Genomic DNA, 23,694 nt, shown 5'->3' with positions numbered 1-23,694 from the left:
AGTGGGGCACCGCGTCCGGGACGGCCCCGGGCACGGTGCTCGAGAGGGAGGTCGGCATGGCCCAGCGTGTCCTGCAGGTCGAGGCGGACGGTGGTTCCCGCGGCAACCCCGGCGTCGCCGGGTACGGGGCGCTGGTCCGCGACCCCGCCACGGGGGACGTCCTGATGACCGACGCGGCCCCGCTGGGAAAGGCGTCCAACAACGTGGCCGAGTACTCCGGGCTCGTGGCCGGGCTGGAGATGGCCAAGGCGATCGACCCGCGCGCGCGCGTGCACGTGAAGATGGACTCGAAGCTCGTGGTGGAGCAGATGTCCGGGCGTTGGAAGATCAAGCACGAGGACATGCGCCGCCTCGCCACGACGGCCCGCGGTGTCCTGCCGCCGGCGCAGGTCACCTACGAGTGGATCCCGCGGGCGCAGAACAAGGACGCCGACCGTCTGTCCAACGAGGCCATGGACGCCGGTGCCCGCGGCGGGCGGTGGGACCCGGGAGCCTCCGAGGTGCCCGTCACGGCGCCCGCCGCTCCCCAGCCCGACCGCGCCCCGGATCGGGACGACGACGCCGACGCGCCGGCCGCCGCACCGGAGCCGGAGCCGGTCGGCGGGACGGCGAGTCCCACGGGCCGGCTGCACCACGTGGAGATCTGGGTCGCGGACCTGGAGGCGGCCCGGGCCTCGCTGGGGTGGCTGTTCGAGCAGCTGGGCTACGTGCCCGGCGACGCCTGGGCGGAGGGGAGCACCTACCGCGGGGCGGGCGAGTACCTGGTCCTGGAGTCCGGTCGGGATGTCGCCGCCGGCCGGCACGACCGCCTGCGCCCCGGGCTGAACCACCTGGCGTTCCGCGCCGGGTCCCGGGCGGACGTCGACCGGCTCGCCGAGCGGGCACAGGAGCGAGGCTTCACGCTGCTCTTCGCCGACCGCCACCCGTTCGCCGGCGGGCGGGACCACTACGCGGCCTACCTGGAGACCGCGGACGGCTTCGAGGTGGAGCTGGTGGCCGGGCGCCGCTGACCCGTTCCGTCAGCCCTCCGGCAGCACCACGCGCAGGGAGCCCGGGCGGCGCCCGGCCGGCGGGACCAGATCGACCTCCCAGGCGTGCGGCCCGTCCGCGGCGCCGGCCCGGGCGACGACGTCGGCCGCCCGCTCCAGCGTCCCCGCCGCGCGAGGGCCGGCCTCGAGCAGCGCCCGCGCCACGAGGCCGCGGGTGTGCTTGGCGTGGTGCGAGACCACGGTGGGCTCGCCGCCGCGCAGCTGGAACACGTCCACCGTGAGCGTGCGCTCGGCCGGCGCCCTCCACTGCGCCGCGTACCCGCCCGAGCGGCAGTCCACCACGGGCCCGCCGCGCGAGGCGGCGTGCGCGTCCAGAGCCGGTGCGAGGACCGGCCGCCACCATGCGGCCAGCCCCGGCAGGTCCGGCAGCCGCGCCCCGATCGGCAGGCGGTACGCGGGGACGCGGTCGGCCGGCGTCGTCGCCCCGAAGAGCGCGGAGGAGATGAGGACGTCCGTGCCCGCCCGGCGCCGGGCGGCGGGGGAGAGGGAGGCGAGGTCCAGGGCCTCGAACAGCACGCCCGTGTAGACCCGGCGCGCCGGGGCGGCGGGGGCCGAGTCCAGGCGAGTGTTGGCCGCGACCTCGTCCGCGAGGGAGGCGCCCACGCCCAGGAGCGTCGCCGCGTCGTCCCGTGCGGACACCTCGGCCAGCCGTGCCAGCAGCTCCCGGCGGGCGGACGTGACGCCGTCGGCGTCGGCCAGGGCGAGCGCGTCCAGGTCCAGGGGCGCACCGGAGCGGGGGGCGGTCTTGCCCTCGGAGGGCGGGAGCAGGATCAGCATCCCTCCAGCGTACGGCGGGCCCTCGTGCACTCCGGGCGCGGTCCTGGCAGGGTGGACCCGTGCGCCCCGACCACCCGGCCGGCGCCGACGATCGGAAGGAATCGCCCATGGACGCGATGGACGTCTTCGCCTGGGTGTTCCCGGCCGTCCTGCTGGTGGTGGGGCTGGCCTTCTGGCTCGGCGTGCGCTCGAGCGGACGGGACCATGAGGAGTCGGACCTCGAGCGCCGCCTGCGCGAGCGCACGTTCCCCGGGACCCCGCGCGCCCGCCTCGAGTGGCCGAAGGACCGCCGCCGGCCCACGCCGGCCCGCCTCGTGAGGATCGGGGAGTCCTACGGATACCGCCTCGTGGCCCGGGGCGAGACCGACCACGTCTACGTCCTCGACTTCGAGCGCGCGGCCGACGACCTCTGAGTCCTCGGCGGACGGGGCCGGCCCGGCCTACGCTGTGGCCATGACCAGGATCGATCCCCTCCGCCCAGCGGCGCGCCTGCGCGGTCTCGTCCGCGCCGCGGCCGTCACGGCGCGCGACGCCGCCGCCGCCCGGACGTCCGCCGACACCCCCGAGGCCGTGCGCGAGAGCCTGCGCCGCTCCGGCGTCACGGTGCACGACTCCACCACGGTGCACCCCACCGCCCGCATCCAGCCCGGCGCCGTGATCGGAGCGCGCGGCTGGGTCGACGCGGACGTGCGGATCGACCGCTGCGTCACCATCGGCGACGACGTCGCCCTCGCCCCCGGCGTGCGCCTCGAGTGCCACACGCATGAGATCGGCCCGAGCCGCCACCGCGCGGGGGCCACCCTGCGGCAGCCGGTGACGATCGAGGACGGCTGCTGGATCGGCCTGGGGGCGCTCGTGCTGCCGGGAGTCACCGTGGCGCGGGGCTGCGTGGTGGCGGCGGGCGCCGTCGTCACGGAGGACACGGAGCCGGACGGGGTCTATGGGGGCGTGCCGGCGAAGCGCCTCAAGGACCTCCCCGTGGAGGGCACCGAGCCGGGCGAGGGGACGGACCGGCTGTAAGCCGGGTTCTGTGCCTCGCCGCGTCGCCGCGGACGAGGTGACGGCCATCCATCTGGGCCCGCCATCACTGACGGGCTCGAGCGGCCAACCCGGACGCTGGGGCGAGCAGCCCTCATGACGCGCCCTGTTCGGCCTTGCACCGGATGGGGTTTACCGAGCCGACCCCGTCACCGGGGCCGCTGGTGGTCTCTTACACCACCGTTTCACCCTTACCGCCGCGCACGAGGCGCGGAGGCGGTCTGCTCTCTGTTGCACTGGCCCGCGGGTCACCCCGGGTGGATGTTGTCCACCATCCCGCTCTGCGGTGCCCGGACTTTCCTCGCACCCGCTCCGTGAAGAGCGGGCACGCGGCCGTCCGCCGGTCCGTCCCGGCCGCCAGTCTACCGGGCGGCGCCCGCGTCCGGGCCGGACGGGCTCCGCATAGAATGGCGCCGTCCGCGGACGACGAGGTCCCGGACGGGCCATCCCCGGACGGGCCCCTCAGGCTTTCAGGAAGGACTCCCGTGGCAGACACCGCCCCGACCCAGACCCGCGAGTGGAACATCCAGCAGGAGCTCGCCGAGAAGATGGTCCCCCTCCTGGGCACCCTCTACCGCGAGAGCAACGTGGTGACCTCCATCTACGGGCGCTCCCTCGTGCACCGCGGCGTGATCGACATCATCAAGGCGCACCGCTACGCCCGCCGCGTGCAGGACGAACCGCTGAGCGTGGAGGCCACCTACCCGCTCGTGGAGGCCATGGCCGGCATGGACCTGGGCGCCGCGAGCATCGACCTGGCCGAGCTGGCCAAGAAGCACACCGCCTCCGGCCAGGACGTGCAGGCCTTCCTCGACGCCGAGCTGGCGGACGTCACGGGCAAGTCCGGCGAGGGGCTCGGTCAGCAGACGGACGTGGTGCTGTACGGCTTCGGCCGCATCGGCCGCCTCCTGGCCCGCATCCTCCTGGACCACGCCGGGGGCGGGTCCAAGCTTCGGCTGCGCGCCGTCGTCGTGCGCAAGAACTCGGAGGACGACCTGGTCAAGCGCGCCTCGCTGCTGCGCCGCGACTCCATCCACGGTCCGTTCGACGGCACCATCACCGTGGACGAGGAGCGCGAGGTCATCACGGCCAACGGCACGGAGATCCAGGTCATCTATTCGTCCGACCCGACCTCGGTGGACTACCCCGCGTACGGCATCCAGGACGCCCTGGTGATCGACAACACCGGACGCTGGCGCGACGACGCCGGGCTCGCCCAGCACCTGGAGTCCGCGGGCGTCAAGAAGGTCCTCCTCACCGCCCCGGGCAAGGGCGAGATGAAGAACATCGTGTTCGGCGTGAACTCGGACGAGATCACGGACGAGGACACCATCGTCTCCGCCGCCTCCTGCACCACCAACGGCATCACCCCGGTGCTCAAGGTCCTCCAGGACGAGTACGGCATCGACTACGGCCATGTGGAGACCGTCCACGCGTACACCAACGACCAGAACCTCGTGGACAACTTCCACAAGGGCGCCCGTCGTGGCCGTGCCGCCGGGATGAACATGGTGATCACCGAGACCGGCGCCGCCAAGGCCGTGGCCAAGGCGCTGCCCGAGCTGAAGGGCAAGCTCTCCGGCAACGCCATCCGCGTCCCCACCCCGGACGTCTCCATGGCCATCCTGAACCTGGCCCTGCAGAAGCCCGTCACCGTCGAGGAGCTGAACTCCCGCCTCAAGCGGGAGTCCCTCACCGGCGAGCTGCGTGGCCAGGTCGGCTACGTCGACTCCCCGGAGGTCGTGTCCACCGACTTCGTCGGCTCCGACCGTGCCGGCGTGGTGGACGGCCTCGCGACCCTCGTCAACAACGAGGGCCGCAACGCCATCCTGTACGTCTGGTACGACAACGAGTACGGCTACTCCCACCAGGTGATCCGCGTCGCGGAGAAGATGGCCGGCCAGCAGGTGCCGTCCTTCCCGCGGGCCTGACCGGGCCAGGCTCCCCAGGGGGAGCCTGCCCACCGCGGCCCCGTCGCCTCTCCGACGGCGGGGCCGCGGCGCGTCCGGGGTCGGGCGCGGACCTGCGGCAGGGTCTCAGGCCGTGAACAGCGCCAGGGTCTCGGGGACGCGGGCGCGGCCGTCCAGGCCGGCCACCTCCAGCACGACGGCGGAGCCCGCCATCTCGGCGCCGCAGGCGGCGATCAGCTCGTGGGCGGCGGCGAGGGTGCCCCCGGTGGCGAGGACGTCGTCGAGCACCAGGACGCGCAGACCGGGCACGGCCAGCTCGGGGGCGGCCTCGAGGGCGGCGCTGCCGTACTCCAGCTCGTAGGCCACCTGCCCCGCGGTCACCGGCAGTTTGCCCGCCTTGCGCAGGGGGAGCACCCCCGTGTCGGTGAGCGCGGCCGCGAAGCCGGCCAGCAGGAAACCGCGGGCGTCCAGGCCGGCGACGGCGTCGAATCGGCCGGCGTAGGGGGCGATCATCTCCTCGACCACCGCGCGCAGTGCGGCCGCGTCGGCGAGCACGGGCGTGACGTCCTGGAACACGACGCCGGGGGCGGGGAAGTCGGGCACGGCGCGGAACAGGGCCGCGGCGCGCTCGAGCGCCGCCCGCCGCGGGGCGGGGAGGGCGGCGGCGGGTGCGGTCAGGCCGACGGTCGCGTGCTCGGCGGGGGTGCTCACTGCGCGCCGTCCCCGTGGGCGTGGTCATGGTCCTCGGCGTCGTGGCCGAACGGGTCCGGATCGGACCCCGGCAGCCAGGTCACGCCCGGCACATGGAGCCGCTCGGCGCGCTGCGCCCGCTTCCACCGCCGGGCCCACTTGCCCTCGAGCCGATTGACGTAGAGAGTGCCGTTGAGGTGGTCGTACTCGTGCTGCATGATGCGCGCGAACCAGCCGCGGGCCTCGAAGTCGAGCAGCTCGCCGTCCACGCGCTGACCGGTCACCCGCACGTGGTCCGAGCGCAGCAGGGGGAAGCCGTGACCCGGGACGGACAGGCAGCCCTCGGTGTCCTCGTGGGGGTCCGGGTCGCCCTGAGCGGGCTTGGCCAGGAGCGTCAGGACCGGGTTGATCACGTGGCCCACGTTCGGGGCCTCCTGGGTGTCCGGGAAGGTCCACGTGAAGATGCGCAGGCCCACGCCCACCTGCGGGGCGGCCAGGCCGACGCCGCGGGCGGCCTCCTGCGTGACGTACATGTCCTCCACCAGCTCGCGGACGGCGTCGTCGATCACCTCGACCTCGGCCGCGCGGGTGTGCAGCACGGGCTCGCCGTAGACGGTGATGGGGCGGATGGCAGGCACGGGGAGGGGTCCATTCGACGGAGGCGGGACGGGACCCGCAGAGTCTACCGGTGAGACGTTCCCTGCGGCCGGGGGCGGGTCCAACGTGGGGATCGGCGGGTGACGCCCGCTGGGAGGACGTCCCGGACCCCACGATCCAGGACCCCACCGACGCGATCGCCACCATCGAGACCACCACCATCTGCGGCACCGATCTGCACATCCTCACGGGCGGCGTGCCCGCCGTGACCGAGGGCCGCATCCTCGGGCACGAGGGCGTCGGCGTCGTCACCCACCGGTTCACCTTCGACGAGTGGGAGCAGGCCTACGGCACCTTCGGCCGCGCCGCCGAGGAGAAGGCGCTGAAGGTCGTCGTCACCGCATCCTGACCCGTCGCCGCGGCGCCCCTGCGGGCGCCGCGGCCGGCACGCTCCGCGGCGTGTCCGGCCTGCATGAGTCCGTCCCGCCACGCGATGAGGGCCTCCTCCGAGGTCCACGGGGTGACCACGAGGTGGCGGTCCTCACCCGCGGTGGGACGCGGCAGCTGGAACCCCTCAAACTCGGGCTCCCTGTCCACCGAGTGCTGGCGGGCGGCGAACCGCTTCTCCAGCTCGGGGCCCTGGCCCTGCGGCACGGTGATGGCGTTGATCCAGACGGCGGACTCGTCAGCCTCCTCGACGGTCGGCGCACGGTGCCGGGGCGACGCCGCGACCCGCCGATCCACGCGCGACCTCCGGCCGGCCCGCGCGCCGTGCCGCCGGATCGATCCCGGTCTGCGCGGAGGTACCGCGCCCAGGCGCTCACCAGGGCGGCCGACCATAGCGCCTGAGACACGACGAGGCCCCCAGGATCCCGGGGGCCTCGATGGGGTGAGCGACGGGGATTGAACCCGCGACCTTCTGGACCACAACCAGACGCTCTGCCGACTGAGCTACGCCCACCATGTCGACGTCCGAGCGGCGGACCGCCCGGAGCAACGGGGAAGACTGTACACCACGATCAAGCCGACCGGCGAACCGGCCCGGGGTGTCGGCCGAGGGTCCCCGTGCAGTCGCGTCCGGGTTCAGGACGACGACGGCGCCACGCGCGCCGCGGCGGCCTTCGCCTCCTCGGTGGTCGGGCCGGGGGCGGGAGCCAGGACGGTCTCGCGGTAGTACCGCAGCTCGGTGATCGAGTCGCGGATGTCGCCCAGGGCCCGGTGGCCGCCGGTCTTGGCGGGGGCCTGGAAGTAGGCGCGCGGGTACCAGCGGCGGGCCAGCTCCTTGACGGTGGAGACGTCCACGATCCGGTAGTGCAGGTGCCCGACCACGTCGGGCATGTACCGCGAGAGGAAGAGCTTGTCCTGTCCCACCGAGTTGCCGGCCAGCAGGGCCCTGCCGGCCGGGACGCGTTCAGTGAGATAGGCGAGGACGCGGGCGGCGGCGTCGTCGAGGGCGAGCCCGTCCTCGAGCTCCTCGATGAGCCCGGAGGAGGTGTGCATGTCCCGGACGAACGGGTCCATCTGCGCCACGGCGGCGGCGGAGGGGCGGATCACCAGGTCGATGCCCTCGTCCAGGACGTTCAGCTCCGCGTCGCTGATCAGGACCGCCACCTCCACCAGCTCGTCCACGTCCGGGTCCAGGCCGGTCATCTCGCAGTCGATCCAGACCAGGGGGGCGGCGTCCTGTGCGGGGGTGCTCGTCTCGCTCATGGCGCCAAGGCTACTCGCGGGCGCCGGTGGTAGATTCCCGGGAGCCCCGGAACGGGGCCCCGACGTGCCCATGGAAGGACACCGCCGCATGAGCGTGCCGGCCTCATCGCCGTCCGGGTCCGCGCGGTCCCGCCCCGAGTACATCGGCGTCGGCGGGCTGCGCAGCGACCCGATGACCGCGGGCCGCTCCGGCTGGCCGGTGGCGGTGGGCCTGATCGGCTCCCTCCTGCTCGTGGCCGGGTCCTTCAGCGTCGGCTGGCTGGCCTCCGCCTCGCCCATCAACCGCTGGGAGTGGCTCATCCCGTGGCGCACGCAGGAGTCCGGCGTCCGTGCCGGGACGGTCCTGCTGACCCTGGGCTGCTGGGTGATGTTCTGGGCCTGGCTCCGGCTGGGGCAGACCCTGCGGCCGTTCGGTCCCGGGGCGCTGCGCGTCGTGAACCTGGCGACGGCCCTGTGGTGCCTGCCCATGGTGGTCGCGCTGCCCATCTTCAGCCGGGACATCTTCGCGTACGTGGGCCAGGGACGGCTGATGGTCGCCGGCCAGGACCCGTACGAGGACGCCATCTCCTCCCTGTCCAACTGGTTCCAGCTCGGCGCGGACGCCACGTGGGCGGACTCCGAGACCCCCTACGGCCCCGTGTTCCTCTGGATCGAGGAGGCGGTCGTCCGCATCTCCGGGGACACGGACCCGGACCTTGCGATCCTCCTCTTCCGGCTCGTCGCGGTGGCCGGGGTCGTCCTCACCATGGTGTTCGTGCCGCTGCTGGCCCGGCGCCTGGGCGTCAACGGGGCCTGGGCGCAGTGGGTCTCCGCGGCCAATCCGCTGTTCACCATCTCCTTCGTGGCCTCCGGCCACAACGACGCCCTCATGGTGGGCCTGGCGCTGGCCGGCGTCTGGTGTGCGCTGCGGGCCGGCCACCCCCGCCGCCCCCAGCCCGCCCGGGCGGGCGCGGCCTGGGGCCTGGCCGGCGTCGCGCTGGTGACGGCGTCCCTGGGCGTCAAGCCGATCACCCTCGTCCTGCTGCCCTTCATCGGCCTGCTCTGGGCCGGACCGCACGCGGACTGGCCGCGACGGTTCGTGTACTGGGGCGTGACCGCGGCCGTGTCCTTCGGCCTGATGGCCGTGGTGGGCATGGTGAACGGGTTCGGCTTCGGCTGGGTGGCCGTCATGGCCGGAACGGGGTCCGGCACCGTCCTCTGGGCGCCGATCGGCATGCTCTCCAAGGCGACCGAGAGCCTCGTGGGCCTCGCCGGCGGCCAACCCGACCTGCAGGCGATCGAGGGCGTCTACAAGACCGCCGGGCGCGTGCTGTCCGTGCTGATCGTGCTCGCGCTCATGTTCGTGGGCCGGCAGAACCGGGTGATGACCCGCATGACCTGGGCGTTCACCGCCCTGGTGGTGCTCTCGCCGATCATCCAGCCGTGGTACCTGCTGTGGCTCCTGCCGTTCTTCGCGGTGCTGGGGATCCGGGACAACTGGCAGGTCAAGTGGGTCGTGCTCACGGTGGGCTACTTCCTGGCCTTCGGCGCCTCCGACCAGCTGTTCACGTGGCAGTTCCTGGACCTGGCCGGCGAGGTGGAGGCGATCTCCCTGGCCGTCTCCGTGGTCAGCCTCGCGTGGATCCTCGTGGTGGACCGGCGCACGAGCCGGTTCATCAAGGACCGCTGGCACGTGCGTCCCGCCCTGCGCGAGGGCGTCCGCCGCCTACGCCGGCGCCCCTCCGACGACGCAGTCCGCACCCGGCCCCACCCCGTGGCCCGCGTGCCGGACGCCGACGACGCCGGCCGGCCACCGGGGCCGCGATGAGCCGCCCCTCGGGCGCCGGCTCCACGGCCCGCCCCCGGGGGCAGGCCCGGCCCGACCCGCACAGCACCGTGCGCGAGGGGCTCGTGGCGTCACTGGCGGTGATGGCGGCCTCGTGGGGCGTGGGCTGGCTGCCGATGACGCCGTCGTCGGCGTTCTCCGGCTCCACCCTGCTGGTGCCGCTGCGCACCGGTCTGCCGGGGGTGATCGCGTGCGCGGTGCTGCTGGCCCTGGGCACGTTCGGGCTGGTGCGGGCGTGGCTGCGGCTGGGCCGGGCCCTGGACGGCCGCTGGGAGGACCACGCCCGACTGCCCGCGCGGGCCGCGTGGCTGTGGTCTGCGCCCCTGATGCTCGCCCTGCCGATCTTCTCCCGGGACGTGTTCTCCTACCTCCAGCAGGGGCGGCTGCTCTTCCTGGGCCTGGACCCGTACCAGAGCGGCGTGTCCCGCCTGCCGGGCTGGTTCATGCAGGGCGCCGACTCGCTGTGGGCCGAGTCGCCCTCCCCGTACGGCCCGCTGTTCCTGCTGCTCGCGGAGGGGACGTGGCACGTGACCGGGGGGCAGGTGGAGCTGTCCGTGACGGCGTTCCGGCTGCTCGCGCTCACGGGGATGGGCCTGTGCGCGTGGGCCCTGCCGCGCCTGGCCGCGTCGGGCGGTCGGTGCGGCCCGTGGGCGGTGTGGGTCGTGGTGGCCAATCCGCTGTTCCTGCTCTACATGGTGGCCGGCGCGCACAACGACGCGCTCATGATGGGTCTGCTCCTGGCGGGGCTCGCCCTCATGGTCCGAACCCCGCGCCGTCGGGTGACGGCGCTGGGGGGGATCGTGTTGGTGGCCCTGTCCGTCGCGATCAAGCCGCTCACCGCGCTCCTGCTGCCCTTCGTGGGCCTGCTCCTGCCCGCCGGGGCGGCGCCGTTCCAGCCGGGTGCCCCGCGAATGCGGCGCACCCGCCGGCTGGGGCCGTGGATCACCACGGCGACGGCGGCGCTCGCCGTGCTGACGGTCCTCGGCGCGCTCTCCGGGCTGTGGTTCGGGTGGGTGCGCGCCATGACCACGAGCGGCGACGCGGCCTTCCCGTACGCCCCGGCCGGCCTGGTGGGCCTGGCTCTGGGCTGGGCGGTCGACGCCGTCTCCCCGCTGCCGGCCCGGCAGGTGGCCGGCTGGTTCTACACCCTGCTCACCGCCGTGACGCTCGCGTTCACCGCATGGCTCGCCCTGCGTCGCCGCGCCCCCGAGCCGCTGGCCGCGTCCGCCGCGGTCCTCGTGGTGGCGATCCTGGCGGCTCCGATCGTCCAGCCGTGGTACCTGCTGTGGGTGCTGCCCCTGCTGGCGTGTGCCCCGCGACCGATGCCGGGCCCGGCCGGCCGCCCTCGGTGGCTCGGGTGGGTGACGGCCGCCGCCGTCCTGGCTTTGACCGCCGTGGGGGTGGTGGACCAGCTGTCCGTGGCGCAGTGGCTGCCCCTGTGGCTCGTCCGGGCGGTCGCCGCCGCCGCGGCGCTCGGCGCCACGTGGTGGATCGTGCGCGGTGACCCGGTCACCTCCGCCGTCTTCCCCCGCCGCCGGGGCATGCCCCCGGATGAGACCATCGAGCCCCGGGCGCCCGTGTCCGCCCCCGCCCGCCCCGCCGATCCCGTCCAGGAGTGAGACCCGTGAGCTCCCATCCCCGCACCGCAGCGCTCCGCCCCACCGGCCGACCCTCACGGCGGTGGGTCGGCCTGCTGACCGCCGTCACGGCGGTGGCCGCCGTCGTCGCGCTCCTGACCAAGCAGTGGTGCCGCCTGAACGGGTGGGCCGCCCCGGACGTGCACGTCCACTTGTGCTACTCCGACTTCGCCCAGCTGTTCCCCACGCGCGGCCTCGCCGAGGGCTACTTCCCCTTCTACACGCCCCTGCCGGAGGAGCAGTGGATGGAGTACCCGGCCCTGCTCGCCGTGGTGGCGGGCGTGACCTCCTGGCTGGTGCCCGCGGACGGCTCCCTCCACGAGCGCACCGTGGCGTACTTCGACATCAACGCCGTCGGCGTCACCCTGTGCTGGATGGTCGTCGTGCTGGCCACGGCGTACACCGCCCGTGGTCGCTCCCGGGACGCCCTCCTGGTGGCGGTGGCGCCCGGGATCATCCTCACGTCCCTGCTGAACTGGGACCTGTGGGCCGTGATGCTGGCCGCGCTGGCGCTGTGGGCCTGGTCTGAGGACCGGCCGGCGCTCTCCGGCCTGCTGCTCGGGCTGGGCGCCGCCATGAAGCTCTACCCGCTGTTCTTCTACGGGGCCCTGCTGGTGCTCGCGATCCGCACCGGTCGCTGGCGCGGATTCCTCACCGCCCTCGGCACCGGCGTGGCCGCGTGGCTCGCCGTGAACGTGCCCTTCATGCTCACCGCGTTCGACCAGTGGTCCCGGTTCTACACCTTCTCGGGGGACCGCGAGGTCTCCTTCTCCTCCACGTGGCTGGCCCTGTCCTGGACCGGGTGGTCCGGCTCCACGTTCTCCACCCTGCAGAACGGGATGTTCGCCCTGTGCTGCGCGGCGATCGCCTACCTGGGCGTGGCCGCCCGGCACCGGCCGCGGGTGGCCCAGCTGTGCCTGCTGATCGTGGCCTCGTTCCTCCTGTGGGGGAAGGTGTACTCGCCGCAGTTCGTGATGTGGCTGATCCCGCTGGTGGTCCTGGCGAACCCGCGGTGGCGGCAGTTCTGGATCTGGCAGGCGATCGAGGTCTACCACTGGGGCGGGGTGTGGATGGAGTCCGCCCGCATCACCTCCGGCGGCGCCTTCGCGGACGGCGCCTGGTGGATCACCGGCTGGTACGCCTCCGGCATCGTGGCGCACGTGCTGGCCCTCGTCTGGATCATGGCCACGGTGGTGCGAGACATCCTCGACCCCTCCCGCGACCCGGTGCGCCGTGCCGCGCTCGCGGACGGCGTCGACCCGCTGCCCTCCGGCGCGGCCGAGGACCCGGGCGCGGGCGTCTTCGCGGGAGCGGCAGACCGGTTCCTGCTGCCGCCGGCCGGCCGCGGGCGGCAGCGCGCCTGAGCCCCGGGCAGGGCCGGCCTCAGCGGTGTTCGAGGTAGGTCGAGCACACGGGGGAGACCCCGCGCGCCGGGTGGCGGAGCACGACGACGTCGCGCTCGGCCCAGACGACCTCGAACCCGAGGCGATCGGCACGCTCCAGCGCCTGGGCGGGGGTGAGCGGGTCCCATCCGCCGAGCTCCTCCACCGACGTGTCGACGATCATCCAGGTGGACAGCTCGTCCCCGATGTCCCCGTGCAGGCCCACGTGGGTGCGCGCGGTGAGGTGCGGCACGGCGTTGTCGGCGGCCTCCACGCACACGTCGTCCGGGACGAGGGAGACCGCATGGGCCAGGTCCCGCGCATGCTGCGTGACCGCCATGTCCCCGGTGAGGGTGCGGTGGTACGGGTACACCTGGGGGAAGGCGGCGGTGCCCACGACGCCGACGGCCAGCGTCCAGGAGAGGAGGACTTGCGGGAGTCGGCGGACGGCGGGGAAGCGGTCCGCCAGGCGCACGGCCGCCTCGAGGGCCGCCATCAGGAGGACGGGGGCCAGGATCGCGTCGTACTGGTAGACGGGGGCCCACACGTTGAGTCGGTCGTTCCAGAGGCGGGAGAGCAGGATCGGCAGCGCCATGAGCGTCAGCGAGCTCAGCAGGGGCAGGAGCAGCAGCGGGACGAGGTGCAGCAGCCAGAGCGCCAGCTTGAGGGGGTGGTCCACCAGCGCGGCCACGGCCTCCCATGGCCGGGTGAGGATCGTCAGGAGCGAGGAGCCCATGTCCGGGCCCAGCGCCTGGAACTGCCAGTAGCCGAACCCGCCGGTGGGGGAGTAGTGGGGGATCACCACGGAGGTGGCGAACCAGTAGCCGGACAGGCCGAGCACCACCGCGAGCCCGGCCTGCACCCGGTGTCGGCGCAGCGCGAGCACCAGTCCGACGGCGCACAGCGTGACGCCCATGTCCTCGCGCACGGTCAGCAGCAGGACTCCGAGGCCGAGTGCGAGCCAGGGACGCCGGCCGTCGATCGCCCACACCAGCCAGGCGAGGATCGGCACGCCGAGGGTGATCTCGTGGAAGTCCCAGTTCACCATCGCCTGGAACGGCCAGGACAGCAGGAGGGCGGCCGCGGCCGTCAGGGCCCAGCCGTGAGGGAGGCGCCGGCGGGCGAACAGGTAGACCGGCACGGCGGCGAGGCACAGGGCGGCGGCCATGACGATCCCCAGCATCCGGGGGTCCGGCCAGATCCAGTACGCGGGTGCCAGCAGCGCCAGGATCGGGTGGAAGTGGTCGCCGAGGATGTGGAAGTCCACCCCCTTCACCGAGCTGAGCGGGGCGTTCAGGAGAGCGTACTGGCGGACCACCTGGTCGAAGATGCCGAGGTCGTAGCCCTTCGCCTCGTACGTCGCGTAGCGCAGGAAGGAGTGCGTGACGCTCACCGCCGCGGACAGTGCGAGCACGAGTCCCAGCTGGAGCCCCTGGCGACGGCTGACCCGCACCGCCGGCACCACGGGGCGGGGACGGTTCAGCCAGGCGCGCACGCGGTCCAGGGGAGCCTCCTCGGTGGCGGGGACGTCGACGCCGTCGACGCGCGGGAGTGCCCCAGGAGGGATTCGAACCCCCGACCGGCGGATTAGAAGGCCGCTGCTCTGTCCAGCTGAGCTACTGGGGCTGGGCCGCGCCAGTCTACCGGCCGCCCTCTCCTGCACAGGCGACCGGCGGCGACCACCCGTCCACCGTGGAGCCGGATCCGGCCCCGCGGAGGGGCCGAGGGGGGTGGGATGGGGCCAGGCGGGTCGCCCGATCCGCTGAGACCGACCGCCTGGGCACGGGCCCGCGGCGGAGCGAGGGAGGGACCGCCATGCAGGACACCATCACCATCCGCGGGTTCGTGGCCACGGACCCGGCCACCCGACACACCGCCTCCGGGGCCGCCGTCGTCGGCTTCCGCCTGGCCACCACGGAGCGCCGCTTCGACAAGGACGCCGGCATGTGGGTGGACGCCCACACCAACTGGTACAGCGTCTCCGCGTTCGGCCAGCTCGGTGCCAACACCGCCCAGTCCGTGAAGAAGGGCAACCCGGTCATCGTCACCGGTCGGCTGCGGGTGCGGGACTGGAGCACCGAGGAGCGCTCCGGCACCTCCGTGGACGTGGTCGCGGACGCCGTCGGCCTGGACCTGGGCTACGGGTCCTCCGCCTTCATGCGCAACCTGCGCCCCGGGCGCTCCGAGGGCCAGGCCACGCCAGGGCACGCCGGGACCGACGCGGAGGACCGGGACGACGCCGCCCGTCCGGGCCCCGACGGCTTCGGCGGCGAGCTGCCGGAGGCGTTCCGCGGCGGGGACGCCCCCGAGGCCGCGGTCGGGGCGGATCCGGACCGCGGACAGGGCCGCGGGACGGTCGAGACGGAGGCCGCCCCGCCGGCCGCCGCGTGAGCGAGGGGGCGCCGGGGCGTCCGGCGCCCCCGTCGGCCGCGGGCCCGGCTCGGCCACCGCTGCTCGATGACCGGTTTGCCGGGGCCAGCGACTAGCCTGGGGCGCATGGCGGAATTCATCTACACGATGGTCAAGGCCCGCAAGAAGGTGGGCGACAAACTGATCCTGGACGACGTCACCATGTCGTTCTACCCCGGGGCGAAGATCGGCATGGTCGGCCCCAACGGCGCCGGCAAGTCGACGATCCTGAAGATCATGGCCGGGCTGGACGAGCCCTCGAACGGCGAGGCGCGGCTCTCTCCCGGCTACTCGCTGGGCATCCTGATGCAGGAGCCCAAGCTGGACGAGTCCAAGACCGTGCTCGAGAACGTCCAGGAGGGCGTCGGCGAGATCTACGGCAAGATCCAGCGCTACAACCAGATCTCCGAGGAGATGGCGAACCCGGACGCGGACTTCGACGCCCTCATGGAGGAGATGGGCGAGCTGCAGTCCGCCATCGACGCCGCGGACGCGTGGGACATCGACTCCCAGCTCGAGCAGGCGATGGACGCCCTGCGCACGCCCCCGGGGGACGAGCCGGTCACGAACCTCTCCGGCGGCGAGAAGCGCCGCGTCGCGCTGTGCAAGCTGCTGTTGGAGAAGCCCGACCTTCTCCTGCTCGACGAGCCCACCAACCACCTGGACGCCGAGTCCGTGCTGTGGCTCGAGCAGCACCTGGCCTCCTACCCGGGCGCCGTCATCGCCGTCACCCACGACCGGTACTTCCTCGACCACGTCGCCGAGTGGATCGCAGAGGTCGACCGCGGCCGCCTCTACCCGTACGAGGGCAACTACTCCACCTACCTGGAGACCAAGCGCGCCCGCCTCGAGGTGCAGGGCAAGAAGGACGCCAAGCTCGCCAAGCGCCTGGCCGAGGAGCTCGACTGGGTCCGCTCCAACACGAAGGGCAGACAGGCGAAGTCCAAGGCCCGCCTGGCCCGCTACGAGGAGATGGCGGCCGAGGCCGAGAAGACCCGCAAGCTGGACTTCGAGGAGATCCAGATCCCGCCGGGCCCGCGACTGGGCACCGTGGTGATCGAGGCCAAGGACCTGAAGAAGGGCTTCGGGGACCGCGTCCTCATCGACGGCCTGTCCTTCTCCCTGCCCCGCAACGGCATCGTCGGCGTGATCGGCCCGAACGGCGTCGGCAAGACCACCCTGTTCAAGACCATCGTCGGCCTCGAGCCCCTGGACGGCGGCGAGCTGAAGATCGGCGAGACCGTGAAGATCTCGTACGTGGACCAGTCCCGCGCCAACATCGACCCCGAGAAGTCGCTGTGGGAGGTCGTCTCGGACGGCCTGGACTACATCAAGGTCGGCAACGTCGAGATGCCCTCGCGCGCCTACGTGTCCGCGTTCGGCTTCAAGGGCCCGGACCAGCAGAAGAAGGCCGGCGTGCTCTCCGGCGGTGAGCGCAACCGCCTGAACCTGGCCCTGACCCTCAAGGAGGGCGGCAACCTGCTGCTCCTCGATGAGCCCACCAACGACCTCGACGTGGAGACCCTGACCTCCCTCGAGAACGCGCTGCTCGAGTTCCCGGGCTGCGCGGTGGTCGTCTCCCACGACCGCTGGTTCCTGGACCGCGTCGCCACCCACATGCTGGCCTACGAGGGCACCGCGGAGGACCCGGCCAACTGGTACTGGTACGAGGGCAACTTCGAGTCCTACGAGGCCAACAAGGTCGATCGGCTCGGCCCCGAGGCCGCCCGCCCGCATCGCATGACGCACCGCAAGCTCACGCGCGACTGAGCCGACGCGCCCCCGGGCGCCGCGCCGACGACGGCCCGCCGCGATCACGTGATCGCGACGGGCCGTCGTCGTGCCGGGGCGGGGTCCACGTCGACCACGACGAACGGTGCGCGCGGCGCGGGCGGCGAGCCGCCTCACCCGTGGCAGGGCCGGATCGGCAGCCTCACCCCCCCCGTGGAACCGCCGGGTCAGCGCCGCCAGCTGCGGCGCATCACCGTCCGCATGGCCATGCGCTGGGCCGCGCCACGGACCCGCGCCCGCCGGGCGGCGGCCCCCTCGGGCAGGCGGACCATGCCCTCCTGGGCGACCGTGGCCACGAGCGTCCCGTCCTCGGTGAACACGGCGCCCGTGCCGAGGCCGCGCGCGCCCTGGGCGCTGGGGGAGTCCTGGACGTAGAGCAGCCACTGGTCGACGCGGGCGGGCCGGTGGAACCACATCGCGTGGTCCAGGGACGCCGCGGACATGCCGGGCTGGATCCAGGCGACGCCGTGCTGCCGCAGGATCGGCTCGAGGAGCGTGTAGTCCGAGGCGTAGGTGAGCGCCGCCAGGTGCAGCGCGGGGTCGTCCGCCAGGGGCGTGAAGGTCTTCATCCACACCATGTTGCGGTTCTCGGTCTCCGCGGCCGGGTCCACATAGATGGCCGGGGTGACGTGGCGGATGTCGAACGGCCGGGACCAGGCCCACTCCTGGGCCACGGGGTGGTTGATGCCGCCCAGCACGTCCGCCGTCGTGGGCAGGTCCTCGGGCCGGGGCACTCCCTCCGGCATGGCCACCTGGTGGTCCAGCGCGCTGCCGGCGGGCTCCTGGAAGGAGCAGGTCAGGGCGAGGATGGCCTTCTCGTTCTGCGAGGCCAGCACCCGGCGGACGGAGAAGGAGCGGCCGTCCCGCAGCGTCTCGACGGTGAACGTGATGGGCTGCAGCGCGTCCCCGGGGCGGATGAAGTAGCCGTGGAGCGAGTGGGCGGGGCGGGCGGCCGGCACCGTGCGGGAGGCGGCCGCCAGCGCCTGGGCGAGCACCTGGCCGCCGAACACCCGGCCGTGCGTCTGGCGGGGGGTCGTGCCCGTGAAGCGGACCTGACCCGTCACCGGGTCCGGCGCGGCCGGCGTCAGCTCCAGGATCCCGCGCAGCATGTCGGTGGGGTCCTTCGGGGCCGAGGCCGGGCGGGCCGGTGCGCGACCGGGGCGGGGACGGGGATGGCGCTGCGGCACGAACGGCTCCTTCGACGTGGATGGATCCCGCGACGGCGGGGCGGCCCGGGACGCGACGGACCTGGGACAATGCTTGCATGACCGAGCACTCCGCCGCCGCACCAGTCCTCCGCTTCGTCGACGACCGCGCTGTGCGGGACCTCGAGCAGCTGGCCACCCGCGCCCGTCGCGTCGCCGACACGGGGATGCGCCTGCACGTCGTGCCTGAGGCGGGGCGCTCCCGCACCCCGATGCTCGCCCAGTGGGTCTCCGTGCTGCAGCCGGCCGGGCTCGGAGACGGGGTGCCCGTCGTCCTGGGGCTGCGCACCGTGCCCCTGGCGACTGCTGACGGCGTGGCGGACCTGGACGCCGTCGTCGCCCTGGGCTCCGTCACCGAGCGCACCGCCCGGATGCGCGGCCAGGACCCCGTCGACCTGGCCTTCGCCGTGCCGCCGGGCCGCGAGCACGTCACCTGGACCGCGCTGACCCCGCCGCGCGGCGGCTGGACGCCCGTGGCCGAGGTCGCCGATGAGGAGCTGGCCGAGGTGGCCACGCGCGGCGCCGACGCCGTGCGGGACGCCCTGCCCGAGAACCCGGGGGAGGCGCTGGTCCGCAGGGTCCGGGCGCAGATGTGGGGACCCCTGCTCGGGGGCGACGCTCTGCAGTTCCCGGCCGGCATGGCCTTCGGCGCGCACGCGCTGGGCTTCCTGCGGCCCGGCGGCCGCGCCCGGCTCAGCACGGCGGGGCCGTGGACGCGCCTGGACACCCCCGGCGGCTTCGTGCTGGGCCGCCCCGCCATGGCGGTCTGAGCCGGCGTCCCCATGTCGGGGCGGCCCGTGGGCCGGTCAGGCCGAGTTCTGCAGGGAGTGGGCGGCCCGCTCCAGGTAGTCCCAGAGTTCGGCCTCGTGCAGCGGTGACAGCTCCAGCGTGTCGACGGCGGCGCGCATGTGCCGCAGCCACGCGTCGCGCGCGGCCGGATCGATCCGGTACGGAGCGTGGCGCATGCGCAGGCGAGGGTGGCCGCGCTCCTCGGAGTACGTCCGCGGTCCGCCCCAGTACTGCTCCAGGAACATCAGCAGCCGGCGCTGGGCGCCCTCGAAGTCGTCCTGCGGATACATCGGGGCGAGGATCTCGTCCTCGCGCACGCGGGTGTAGAACTCGGCGGTCAGCCGCTCGAAGGTCGGGCGGCCGCCGACGGCGGCGTAGAAGCTGGTGGCCTGACCGGGCGCGGCCGGGGTCCCCGGGGTCGCACCGGCGGGACCCGCCGCGGCGTCGCGGGCGCGCACCTGGTCCACCGGGGCGGGCGTGCCCTCCTGCATCACCGGCTCCACCTCGGTGGGCCGCTCCGCCAGGCCCGTCACACGGGACGGGCCCTTGGCGACGCGCGGCCGCAGCACCGCCAGGGGGGCGCCCAGGCGCGCGGAGTGGTCCGGCAGCGTTGGCGTGCCGGTGGGCAGGGCCTCGGGGCGGGCCGGCTCGACGGCGACCGGGGCCGAGAGCGAGTTCGCGATGAAGCACAGCCGGTGCGCCTCGGCGTGGAGGGCCTCGGCCCGCTCCCGGTCGGCCTCGTCCTGCAGCGTGACCTCGGGTCGCAGCGTGATCGCGGTGAACCGCCCGGCGCCGTCGCCGTCCACCTCGAGCTCGCCCTCGACCCCGCACGTCATCCCCGTGACCACGACCCCGGAGGTCGCCGCGACATGGAGGTACGAGAGAACGTGGCACTCGGCGAGCGCGCCGAGCAGGAGGGTCTCCGGGTTCCACTTCGAGTCGTCGCCGCGGAAGGGGCGGGCGGCCGAGGCCTGGATCTCGCCGACGGCGGCGTCCTGGATCACCACGGAGCGGTCGTAGTCGCGGACGCCGGAGGTGCCCGAGCCGCGGTCGCCCGTCCACTCGGTGCGCAGGGAGAAGGTGTGCTTCATGGGTTCCAGCCTAGCCAGCCCGCGCCTCGACGGTGGCGGGGGGCGGTGCTGGAGGGCATCTTCCGTGGAGTGCCCTCCAGCACCGCCCCGCAGGCGCCGGCAGAGGCGTCAGCCGCGGCTGCGGCCGCGGCCCGGCTCAGGCCCCGGCGTGGACCTGATGCACGTGCGCCGTCGCGTGCTCGCGCGCGGCCAGGGCGCGGACCGTCTCGTCCCGGCCCTCGGCGAGGACGCGGGACAGCCCCGCGCGGGTGTCGGCCAGCCGCTCGGACAGGGCGGTGGCGCGGTCGGCGATCTCCGGGGTGACCTGGGCGGTCGGGTAGCCCAGCGTCGCGGCGGTCTCGGCCATCTCGTGAGAACGGGAGTCCCACATCGCCTCGACGCCCTCGAAGTAGGCGTCCGCGAAGGGCGCGATCAGCGCGGCGTCGTGGACCCGGGCGAACCCGATCAGGGCCTGGCGCTGCTCCGTGTTGGACAGCTCGCCGGCCATCACCCGGTCCCAGGCCGTGCGCTTGGCCTCAGCCGTCGGCACGGCGGCCCGGGCCTGGATGGCGGCGAGCGCGCCCGTGGCGGTCGCGTCGGCGCGCCCGGCCTCGGCGATCTCGGCCTCCCCGGCGCGGCCGGCCGCCACCAGCGCGGTGAGCAGCTCCCAGCGCAGGTCCGTGGTGAGGTCCAGCCCGGGCACGGTGCGGGTGCCGTCGACGAGGGCGGCCAGGCGGTCCAGCTGCGCCGTGGTGCGGGCGTGCAGGGCGAACGCCTTGACGAACTGCAGCTGGTTGTCCGAGCCGTCCTCGGCCTCCGCGACCAGGCCCCACAGACGGTCGGCCGCCGCGACCCGCACGGTCTCGGCCTGGTCCTCGGGCAGGTACAGGCCGATCGCCGTCGCGAGCTGGCGTAGCAGCGTCTGCACCACGGAGGAGTCCCGCTCGTGGCCGACGTTGGCGAGGACGAGGTCGACGAACCAGGCGGCGGAGGCCTCGCCGTCGCGCACGGTGTCCCAGGCCGCCCCCCACAGCAGCGTGCGCGCCAGCGAGCCGTCCACATCCTTCAGACGGGTGGACGCGGCCTCCCACGAGGCGTCGTCGAGGCGCAGCTTGGCGTAGGCCAGGTCGTCGTCGTTGGGCAGGATCACGGCGGGACGACGGCGGCCGGCGGCCTCGGCGACCTCGGTCACCTCACCGGCCACGTCGAGCTCGAAGCGCTCGGTGCGGGTCAGGCGGCCGGTGGTCTCGTCCACGTCGTAGAAGCCCACGGCCAGGCGGTGGGGGCGGAGGACGTCGTCGCCGGGTGCCGACGGGGAGCCGTCCGGGGCGCTCTGGCGCAGGCGCAGCGCGGTGATGGTGCCGGCCTCATCCGTCTCCACCTCGGTGCGCAGCGTGTTCACGCCCGAGGTCTCGAGCCACACGCGGGTCCACTCGGACAGGTCGCGGCCGGACGCGGCCTCGAGCTCGGACATGAGGTCCGGCAGCTCGGTGTTGCCCCACGCGTGCTGGGCGATGTACGCGCGGACGCCGGCCATGAAGTTCTCCTGGCCCACCCAGGCCACGAGCTGGCGGAGCACGGAGGCGCCCTTGGCGTAGGTGATGCCGTCGAAGTTGACGAGCACGTCGTCGAGGTCGCGGATCCGGGCCTTGATGGGGTGCGTGGAGGAGAGCTGGTCCTGGCGGTAGGCCCAGTTCTTCTCCATGGAGGAGAAGGTGGTCCAGGCGCCGGTGTACTGCGTGTTCTCGGCGGCGGCGAGCGTGGACATGAACTCGGCGAAGGACTCGTTGAGCCACAGGTCGTTCCACCAGCGCATGGTGACCAGGTCGCCGAACCACATGTGGGCGAGCTCGTGGAGGATCGTGATGGCGCGGCGCTCGATCAGCGCCTGGGGCACGGTCCCGCGGAAGACGTACGACTCGAGGAAGGTCACACAGCCGGCGTTCTCCATGGCGCCGGCGTTGAACTCGGGCACGAACAGCTGGTCGTACTTCTCGAAGGGGTAGGCGTGGCCGTACTGGGCCTCGAAGAACTCGAAGCCCTGGCGGGTGAGCTCGAAGACGTTCTCCGCGTCCAGGTGCTCCACCAGCGACGCGCGGCAGTAGACGCCGAGGGGGATCGTGCGGCCGTCGGCGCTGGTCAGCTCCGAGTGCACGGAGGCGTACGGGCCGGCGACGAGCGCGGTGATGTAGGAGGAGATGCGCGGGGTGGGGGTGAACTCCCAGACCGCGGCGTCCACGCCCTGCGGGTTCTCCTCGTTCGCCACGACGCCGAGGGTGCGGCGGGAGGCCTCCGGCTGGTTGGACACCACGGCCCAGTGTGCCGGCGCGGTCACCGTGAAGCGGAACGCGGCCTTGAGGTCGGGCTGCTCGAACACCGCGAACATGCGGCGGGAGTCCGGCACCTCGAACTGGGTGTAGAGGTAGACCTCCTGGTCCACGGGGTCCACGAACCGGTGCAGGCCCTCGCCGGTGTTGCTGTAGTCCCCGAGCCCGTCGACCACGAGGGTGTTCTGCGCCGCCAGCGGGCCGATCCGCAGTCGGGCCCCGTCGAAGTCCGCCACGTCCAGCGCCTCGCCGTTGAGGGTCACCGTGGGAGCCTGCTCCGCCACGAAGTCGATCCACGTGTGGGTGCCCACCGCGTCCTGCGTGGCCGCGAACGTCACGGTGGTGGCCGTGCGGAAGTGCTCCGCTCCGCGGGTGAGATCCAGGCTCACCTCGTACGCGTCCACGGTGAGGGCGGCCGCGCGCGCGGCGGCCTCTTCGCGGGTGATGTTCATGGCGGCGGCGGTGGTCACGGTCGGACTCCTCCTGGGGTCGGGTGGATGCGGCACGGCCGGGCGCCTGTGATGGGGGCCATGGCACGGTGCTCCCCAGTGTGCCACCTGGCCCCGGCGTCGTGGACGGCGCACGGCAGAGCGGGCCGGCCGGCGTGCTCAGCCCCCGATCTCGGCCAGTCGGGTCGCCGCCGCACGCAGCACCTCAGCCACCTCGGGCACGCGCCCCGGTGGCATCCGCTGCTCGGCCGCCGAGGCCGTGAGGGACACCTGGGGGATGCTTCCCGTCCGCGCCGGAACGCCACAGGCGACTCCGGCCACCCCTGGCACGACCGGCACACCGCCGCACCACCCCTGCTCGTCCATCTGACGCAGCAGGATGTCCAGCAGGTCGTGCAGGGCCCCGTCATCCGTCAGGTTCCAGCGGCGGGGAGGCCGGGCGACGACCGCGTCCACCTCAGCTCGCCGGCGCTCGGGCGGCAGGGAGGCCAGGAGCGCGATGCCGGCGTACCCGGCGGCAAGCCGCTTGACCTCGCCGACCTCCACGGTGAAGACGCGCACGGGGGAGTCGCCGTCGCAACGCAGGAGGTAGGCCACTCCGCCCGCAGCCCGTGCCGCCAGGTAGACCGTGTCCCCCAGCTCGTCCGCGGCGGCCTGGACCACGGCCCGGCTGGCCTCGCGTTCGATCAGGCACCGCGGCGTCACCGGTTCGAACCCGACCGGGCCCCACCGATCGCCGAGTGCATAGGCGGCCCCGCGCCGGGTCACGGCACCCTCCTCCGCCAGGTCGGCCAGCAGGCGATGGGCGGTGGGCTGGGGCAGACCCGTCCGCTGGACGAGCTGGCTCAGCCGCAGGCCGGCGGGCCCGGCCTCGTGCAGCAGGCGCATCACGAGGGCGGCACGGGGCAGGACGCCGGTGGGTGGGGTCACAGGGGTCACCGGTCCATCGTGCCGCAGCTCCGGCGTCCGAGCCAGTTCCATCTGATGGACTAAATGACTGCCGCCCCTGCTTGCATTTTGAGAGATGCACGCGCCATGC

The 23,694-nt window shown here is 73.8% G+C and carries 19 protein-coding genes, 2 tRNA genes, 1 other RNA gene and 3 pseudogenes; 11 read left to right on the top strand and 14 right to left on the bottom strand.

The genetic code is table 11. The annotated features are described in order from the left end of the window. Nucleotides 1-56: 56 nt before the first annotated feature. Nucleotides 57-1,010, top strand: coding sequence for a reverse transcriptase-like protein (locus MA879_RS03630; RefSeq protein WP_248123581.1), 954 nt, complete (start codon nucleotides 57-59; stop codon nucleotides 1,008-1,010). Nucleotides 1,011-1,019: 9 nt separating this feature from the next. Here MA879_RS03630 and MA879_RS03625 read toward each other — a convergent pair whose 3' ends face one another. Further along, nucleotides 1,020-1,826, bottom strand: coding sequence for a YaaA family protein (locus MA879_RS03625; protein WP_248123580.1), 807 nt, complete (start codon nucleotides 1,824-1,826; stop codon nucleotides 1,020-1,022). 59 nt (nucleotides 1,827-1,885) lie between these two features. Between MA879_RS03625 and MA879_RS03620 the strand changes: the two genes are divergently transcribed. Continuing rightward, nucleotides 1,886-2,239: a hypothetical protein gene (locus tag MA879_RS03620; protein ID WP_248123579.1), complete on the top strand. Its 354-nt coding sequence runs from the start codon at nucleotides 1,886-1,888 to the stop codon at nucleotides 2,237-2,239. 40 nt (nucleotides 2,240-2,279) lie between these two features. Further along, nucleotides 2,280-2,729 (top strand): annotated as a pseudogene (locus MA879_RS12615) (acyltransferase); the annotation flags it as partial. A gap of 98 nt (nucleotides 2,730-2,827) precedes the next feature. On the opposite strand, the gene rnpB reads toward MA879_RS12615, so the two are convergent. Beyond that, an RNA gene (gene rnpB / locus MA879_RS03615) (RNase P RNA component class A) lies at nucleotides 2,828-3,213 on the bottom strand. A gap of 136 nt (nucleotides 3,214-3,349) precedes the next feature. On the opposite strand from rnpB, the gene MA879_RS03610 reads away from it, so the two are divergent. Beyond that, nucleotides 3,350-4,795 (top strand): glyceraldehyde-3-phosphate dehydrogenase, encoded by a 1,446-nt coding sequence (locus tag MA879_RS03610; protein ID WP_248123578.1) that lies wholly within the window; start codon nucleotides 3,350-3,352, stop codon nucleotides 4,793-4,795. A 105-nt stretch (nucleotides 4,796-4,900) separates the two neighbouring features. On the opposite strand, the gene MA879_RS03605 is transcribed toward MA879_RS03610, so the two are convergent. Together MA879_RS03605 and def are read right to left on the bottom strand one after the other, a co-directional pair. Beyond that, entirely contained in the window at nucleotides 4,901-5,452 is a 552-nt protein-coding gene (locus MA879_RS03605) for an adenine phosphoribosyltransferase (protein ID WP_248123747.1), read from the bottom strand. Nucleotides 5,453-5,481: 29 nt separating this feature from the next. After that, nucleotides 5,482-6,102 carry a peptide deformylase gene (def, locus tag MA879_RS03600; RefSeq protein ID WP_248123577.1) on the bottom strand — a complete coding sequence of 207 codons (621 nt, stop codon included), beginning with the start codon at nucleotides 6,100-6,102 and terminating at the stop codon, nucleotides 5,482-5,484. Nucleotides 6,103-6,164: 62 nt separating this feature from the next. Here def and MA879_RS03595 point away from each other — a divergent pair. Beyond that, nucleotides 6,165-6,374: pseudogene (locus MA879_RS03595) on the top strand (alcohol dehydrogenase catalytic domain-containing protein); the annotation flags it as partial. Between the two features lie 32 nt (nucleotides 6,375-6,406). On the opposite strand, the gene MA879_RS03590 reads toward MA879_RS03595, so the two are convergent. From MA879_RS03590 to orn, 3 genes are all read right to left on the bottom strand, one after another. Beyond that, nucleotides 6,407-6,730, bottom strand: coding sequence for an antibiotic biosynthesis monooxygenase family protein (locus MA879_RS03590; protein ID WP_248123746.1), 324 nt, complete (start codon nucleotides 6,728-6,730; stop codon nucleotides 6,407-6,409). A 216-nt stretch (nucleotides 6,731-6,946) separates the two neighbouring features. Continuing rightward, nucleotides 6,947-7,022, bottom strand: a tRNA-His gene (locus MA879_RS03585). A gap of 122 nt (nucleotides 7,023-7,144) precedes the next feature. Further along, entirely contained in the window at nucleotides 7,145-7,771 is a 627-nt protein-coding gene (orn, locus tag MA879_RS03580; RefSeq protein ID WP_248123575.1) for an oligoribonuclease, read from the bottom strand. A gap of 88 nt (nucleotides 7,772-7,859) precedes the next feature. On the opposite strand from orn, the gene mptB (MA879_RS03575) reads away from it, so the two are divergent. Genes mptB (MA879_RS03575) through MA879_RS03565 form a run of 3 tightly spaced genes read left to right on the top strand, consistent with a single transcriptional unit; the run spans nucleotide 7,860 to nucleotide 12,597 of the window. Beyond that, the gene (mptB, locus tag MA879_RS03575; protein WP_248123574.1) at nucleotides 7,860-9,578 is read left to right on the top strand and encodes a polyprenol phosphomannose-dependent alpha 1,6 mannosyltransferase MptB; all 1,719 of its coding nucleotides are present in this window, start codon (nucleotides 7,860-7,862) and stop codon (nucleotides 9,576-9,578) included. Continuing rightward, nucleotides 9,575-11,215, top strand: a complete 1,641-nt coding sequence (gene mptB, locus MA879_RS03570) for a polyprenol phosphomannose-dependent alpha 1,6 mannosyltransferase MptB (protein ID WP_248123570.1) — start codon at nucleotides 9,575-9,577, stop codon at nucleotides 11,213-11,215. Before mptB (MA879_RS03575) ends, mptB (MA879_RS03570) begins: the two co-directional genes overlap by 4 nt. Nucleotides 11,216-11,220: 5 nt before the next feature. Beyond that, the gene (locus MA879_RS03565; protein ID WP_248123569.1) at nucleotides 11,221-12,597 is read left to right on the top strand and encodes a glycosyltransferase family 87 protein; all 1,377 of its coding nucleotides are present in this window, start codon (nucleotides 11,221-11,223) and stop codon (nucleotides 12,595-12,597) included. A 19-nt stretch (nucleotides 12,598-12,616) separates the two neighbouring features. On the opposite strand, the gene MA879_RS03560 is transcribed toward MA879_RS03565, so the two are convergent. Both MA879_RS03560 and MA879_RS03555 read right to left on the bottom strand, forming a co-directional pair. Then, nucleotides 12,617-14,110: a DUF2079 domain-containing protein gene (locus MA879_RS03560; protein WP_248123567.1), complete on the bottom strand. Its 1,494-nt coding sequence runs from the start codon at nucleotides 14,108-14,110 to the stop codon at nucleotides 12,617-12,619. A gap of 57 nt (nucleotides 14,111-14,167) precedes the next feature. Beyond that, nucleotides 14,168-14,241, bottom strand: a tRNA-Arg gene (locus MA879_RS03555). A 189-nt stretch (nucleotides 14,242-14,430) separates the two neighbouring features. On the opposite strand from MA879_RS03555, the gene MA879_RS03550 reads away from it, so the two are divergent. Together MA879_RS03550 and ettA are read left to right on the top strand one after the other, a co-directional pair. Continuing rightward, complete coding sequence (locus MA879_RS03550) at nucleotides 14,431-15,006, top strand: single-stranded DNA-binding protein (RefSeq protein ID WP_248123565.1); 576 nt, start codon at nucleotides 14,431-14,433, stop codon at nucleotides 15,004-15,006. A gap of 105 nt (nucleotides 15,007-15,111) precedes the next feature. Further along, entirely contained in the window at nucleotides 15,112-16,794 is a 1,683-nt protein-coding gene (ettA, locus tag MA879_RS03545) for an energy-dependent translational throttle protein EttA (protein WP_248123563.1), read from the top strand. A 188-nt stretch (nucleotides 16,795-16,982) separates the two neighbouring features. Here the strand turns inward: ettA and MA879_RS03540 are convergent, their stop codons facing one another. Further along, a complete protein-coding gene (locus MA879_RS03540) occupies nucleotides 16,983-18,002 on the bottom strand; it encodes an acyl-CoA thioesterase (protein WP_248123561.1) in 1,020 nt (339 codons plus the stop codon). Nucleotides 18,003-18,079: 77 nt separating this feature from the next. Between MA879_RS03540 and MA879_RS03535 the strand changes: the two genes are divergently transcribed. Then, nucleotides 18,080-18,790, top strand: coding sequence for a DUF8185 domain-containing protein (locus MA879_RS03535; protein ID WP_248123559.1), 711 nt, complete (start codon nucleotides 18,080-18,082; stop codon nucleotides 18,788-18,790). A gap of 36 nt (nucleotides 18,791-18,826) precedes the next feature. On the opposite strand, the gene MA879_RS03530 is transcribed toward MA879_RS03535, so the two are convergent. From MA879_RS03530 to MA879_RS03515, 4 genes and pseudogenes are all read right to left on the bottom strand, one after another. Next, nucleotides 18,827-19,300 carry a globin gene (locus MA879_RS03530; protein WP_248123745.1) on the bottom strand — a complete coding sequence of 158 codons (474 nt, stop codon included), beginning with the start codon at nucleotides 19,298-19,300 and terminating at the stop codon, nucleotides 18,827-18,829. A 168-nt stretch (nucleotides 19,301-19,468) separates the two neighbouring features. Then, nucleotides 19,469-19,900 (bottom strand): annotated as a pseudogene (locus MA879_RS03525) (OsmC family protein); the annotation flags it as partial. Between the two features lie 136 nt (nucleotides 19,901-20,036). After that, entirely contained in the window at nucleotides 20,037-22,658 is a 2,622-nt protein-coding gene (gene pepN / locus MA879_RS03520; protein ID WP_282447571.1) for an aminopeptidase N, read from the bottom strand. 156 nt (nucleotides 22,659-22,814) lie between these two features. Further along, a complete protein-coding gene (locus tag MA879_RS03515; RefSeq protein WP_248123556.1) occupies nucleotides 22,815-23,594 on the bottom strand; it encodes an IclR family transcriptional regulator in 780 nt (259 codons plus the stop codon). Nucleotides 23,595-23,694: the final 100 nt, after the last annotated feature.

This window comes from Micrococcus lacusdianchii (genome assembly GCF_023155805.1).
GTDB classification, from domain to species: Bacteria; Actinomycetota; Actinomycetes; order Actinomycetales; family Micrococcaceae; genus Micrococcus; species Micrococcus lacusdianchii.
The sequence above is the reverse complement of the archived record's forward strand: the minus strand, read 5'-3'. Positions and strand labels throughout refer to the sequence as shown.

Coding starts and splice junctions, on each gene's coding strand:
- orn (WP_248123575.1), bottom strand. CDS start 7,771: ATGAGCGAGACGAGCACCCCCGCACAGGACGCCGCCCCCCTGGTCTGG.
- MA879_RS03625 (WP_248123580.1), bottom strand. CDS start 1,826: ATGCTGATCCTGCTCCCGCCCTCCGAGGGCAAGACCGCCCCCCGCTCC.
- mptB (WP_248123570.1), top strand. CDS start 9,575: ATGAGCCGCCCCTCGGGCGCCGGCTCCACGGCCCGCCCCCGGGGGCAG.
- pepN (WP_282447571.1), bottom strand. CDS start 22,658: ATGAACATCACCCGCGAAGAGGCCGCCGCGCGCGCGGCCGCCCTCACC.
- mptB (WP_248123574.1), top strand. CDS start 7,860: ATGAGCGTGCCGGCCTCATCGCCGTCCGGGTCCGCGCGGTCCCGCCCC.
- MA879_RS03535 (WP_248123559.1), top strand. CDS start 18,080: ATGACCGAGCACTCCGCCGCCGCACCAGTCCTCCGCTTCGTCGACGAC.
- MA879_RS03550 (WP_248123565.1), top strand. CDS start 14,431: ATGCAGGACACCATCACCATCCGCGGGTTCGTGGCCACGGACCCGGCC.
- ettA (WP_248123563.1), top strand. CDS start 15,112: ATGGCGGAATTCATCTACACGATGGTCAAGGCCCGCAAGAAGGTGGGC.
- MA879_RS03530 (WP_248123745.1), bottom strand. CDS start 19,300: ATGCAGGAGGGCACGCCCGCCCCGGTGGACCAGGTGCGCGCCCGCGAC.
- MA879_RS03630 (WP_248123581.1), top strand. CDS start 57: ATGGCCCAGCGTGTCCTGCAGGTCGAGGCGGACGGTGGTTCCCGCGGC.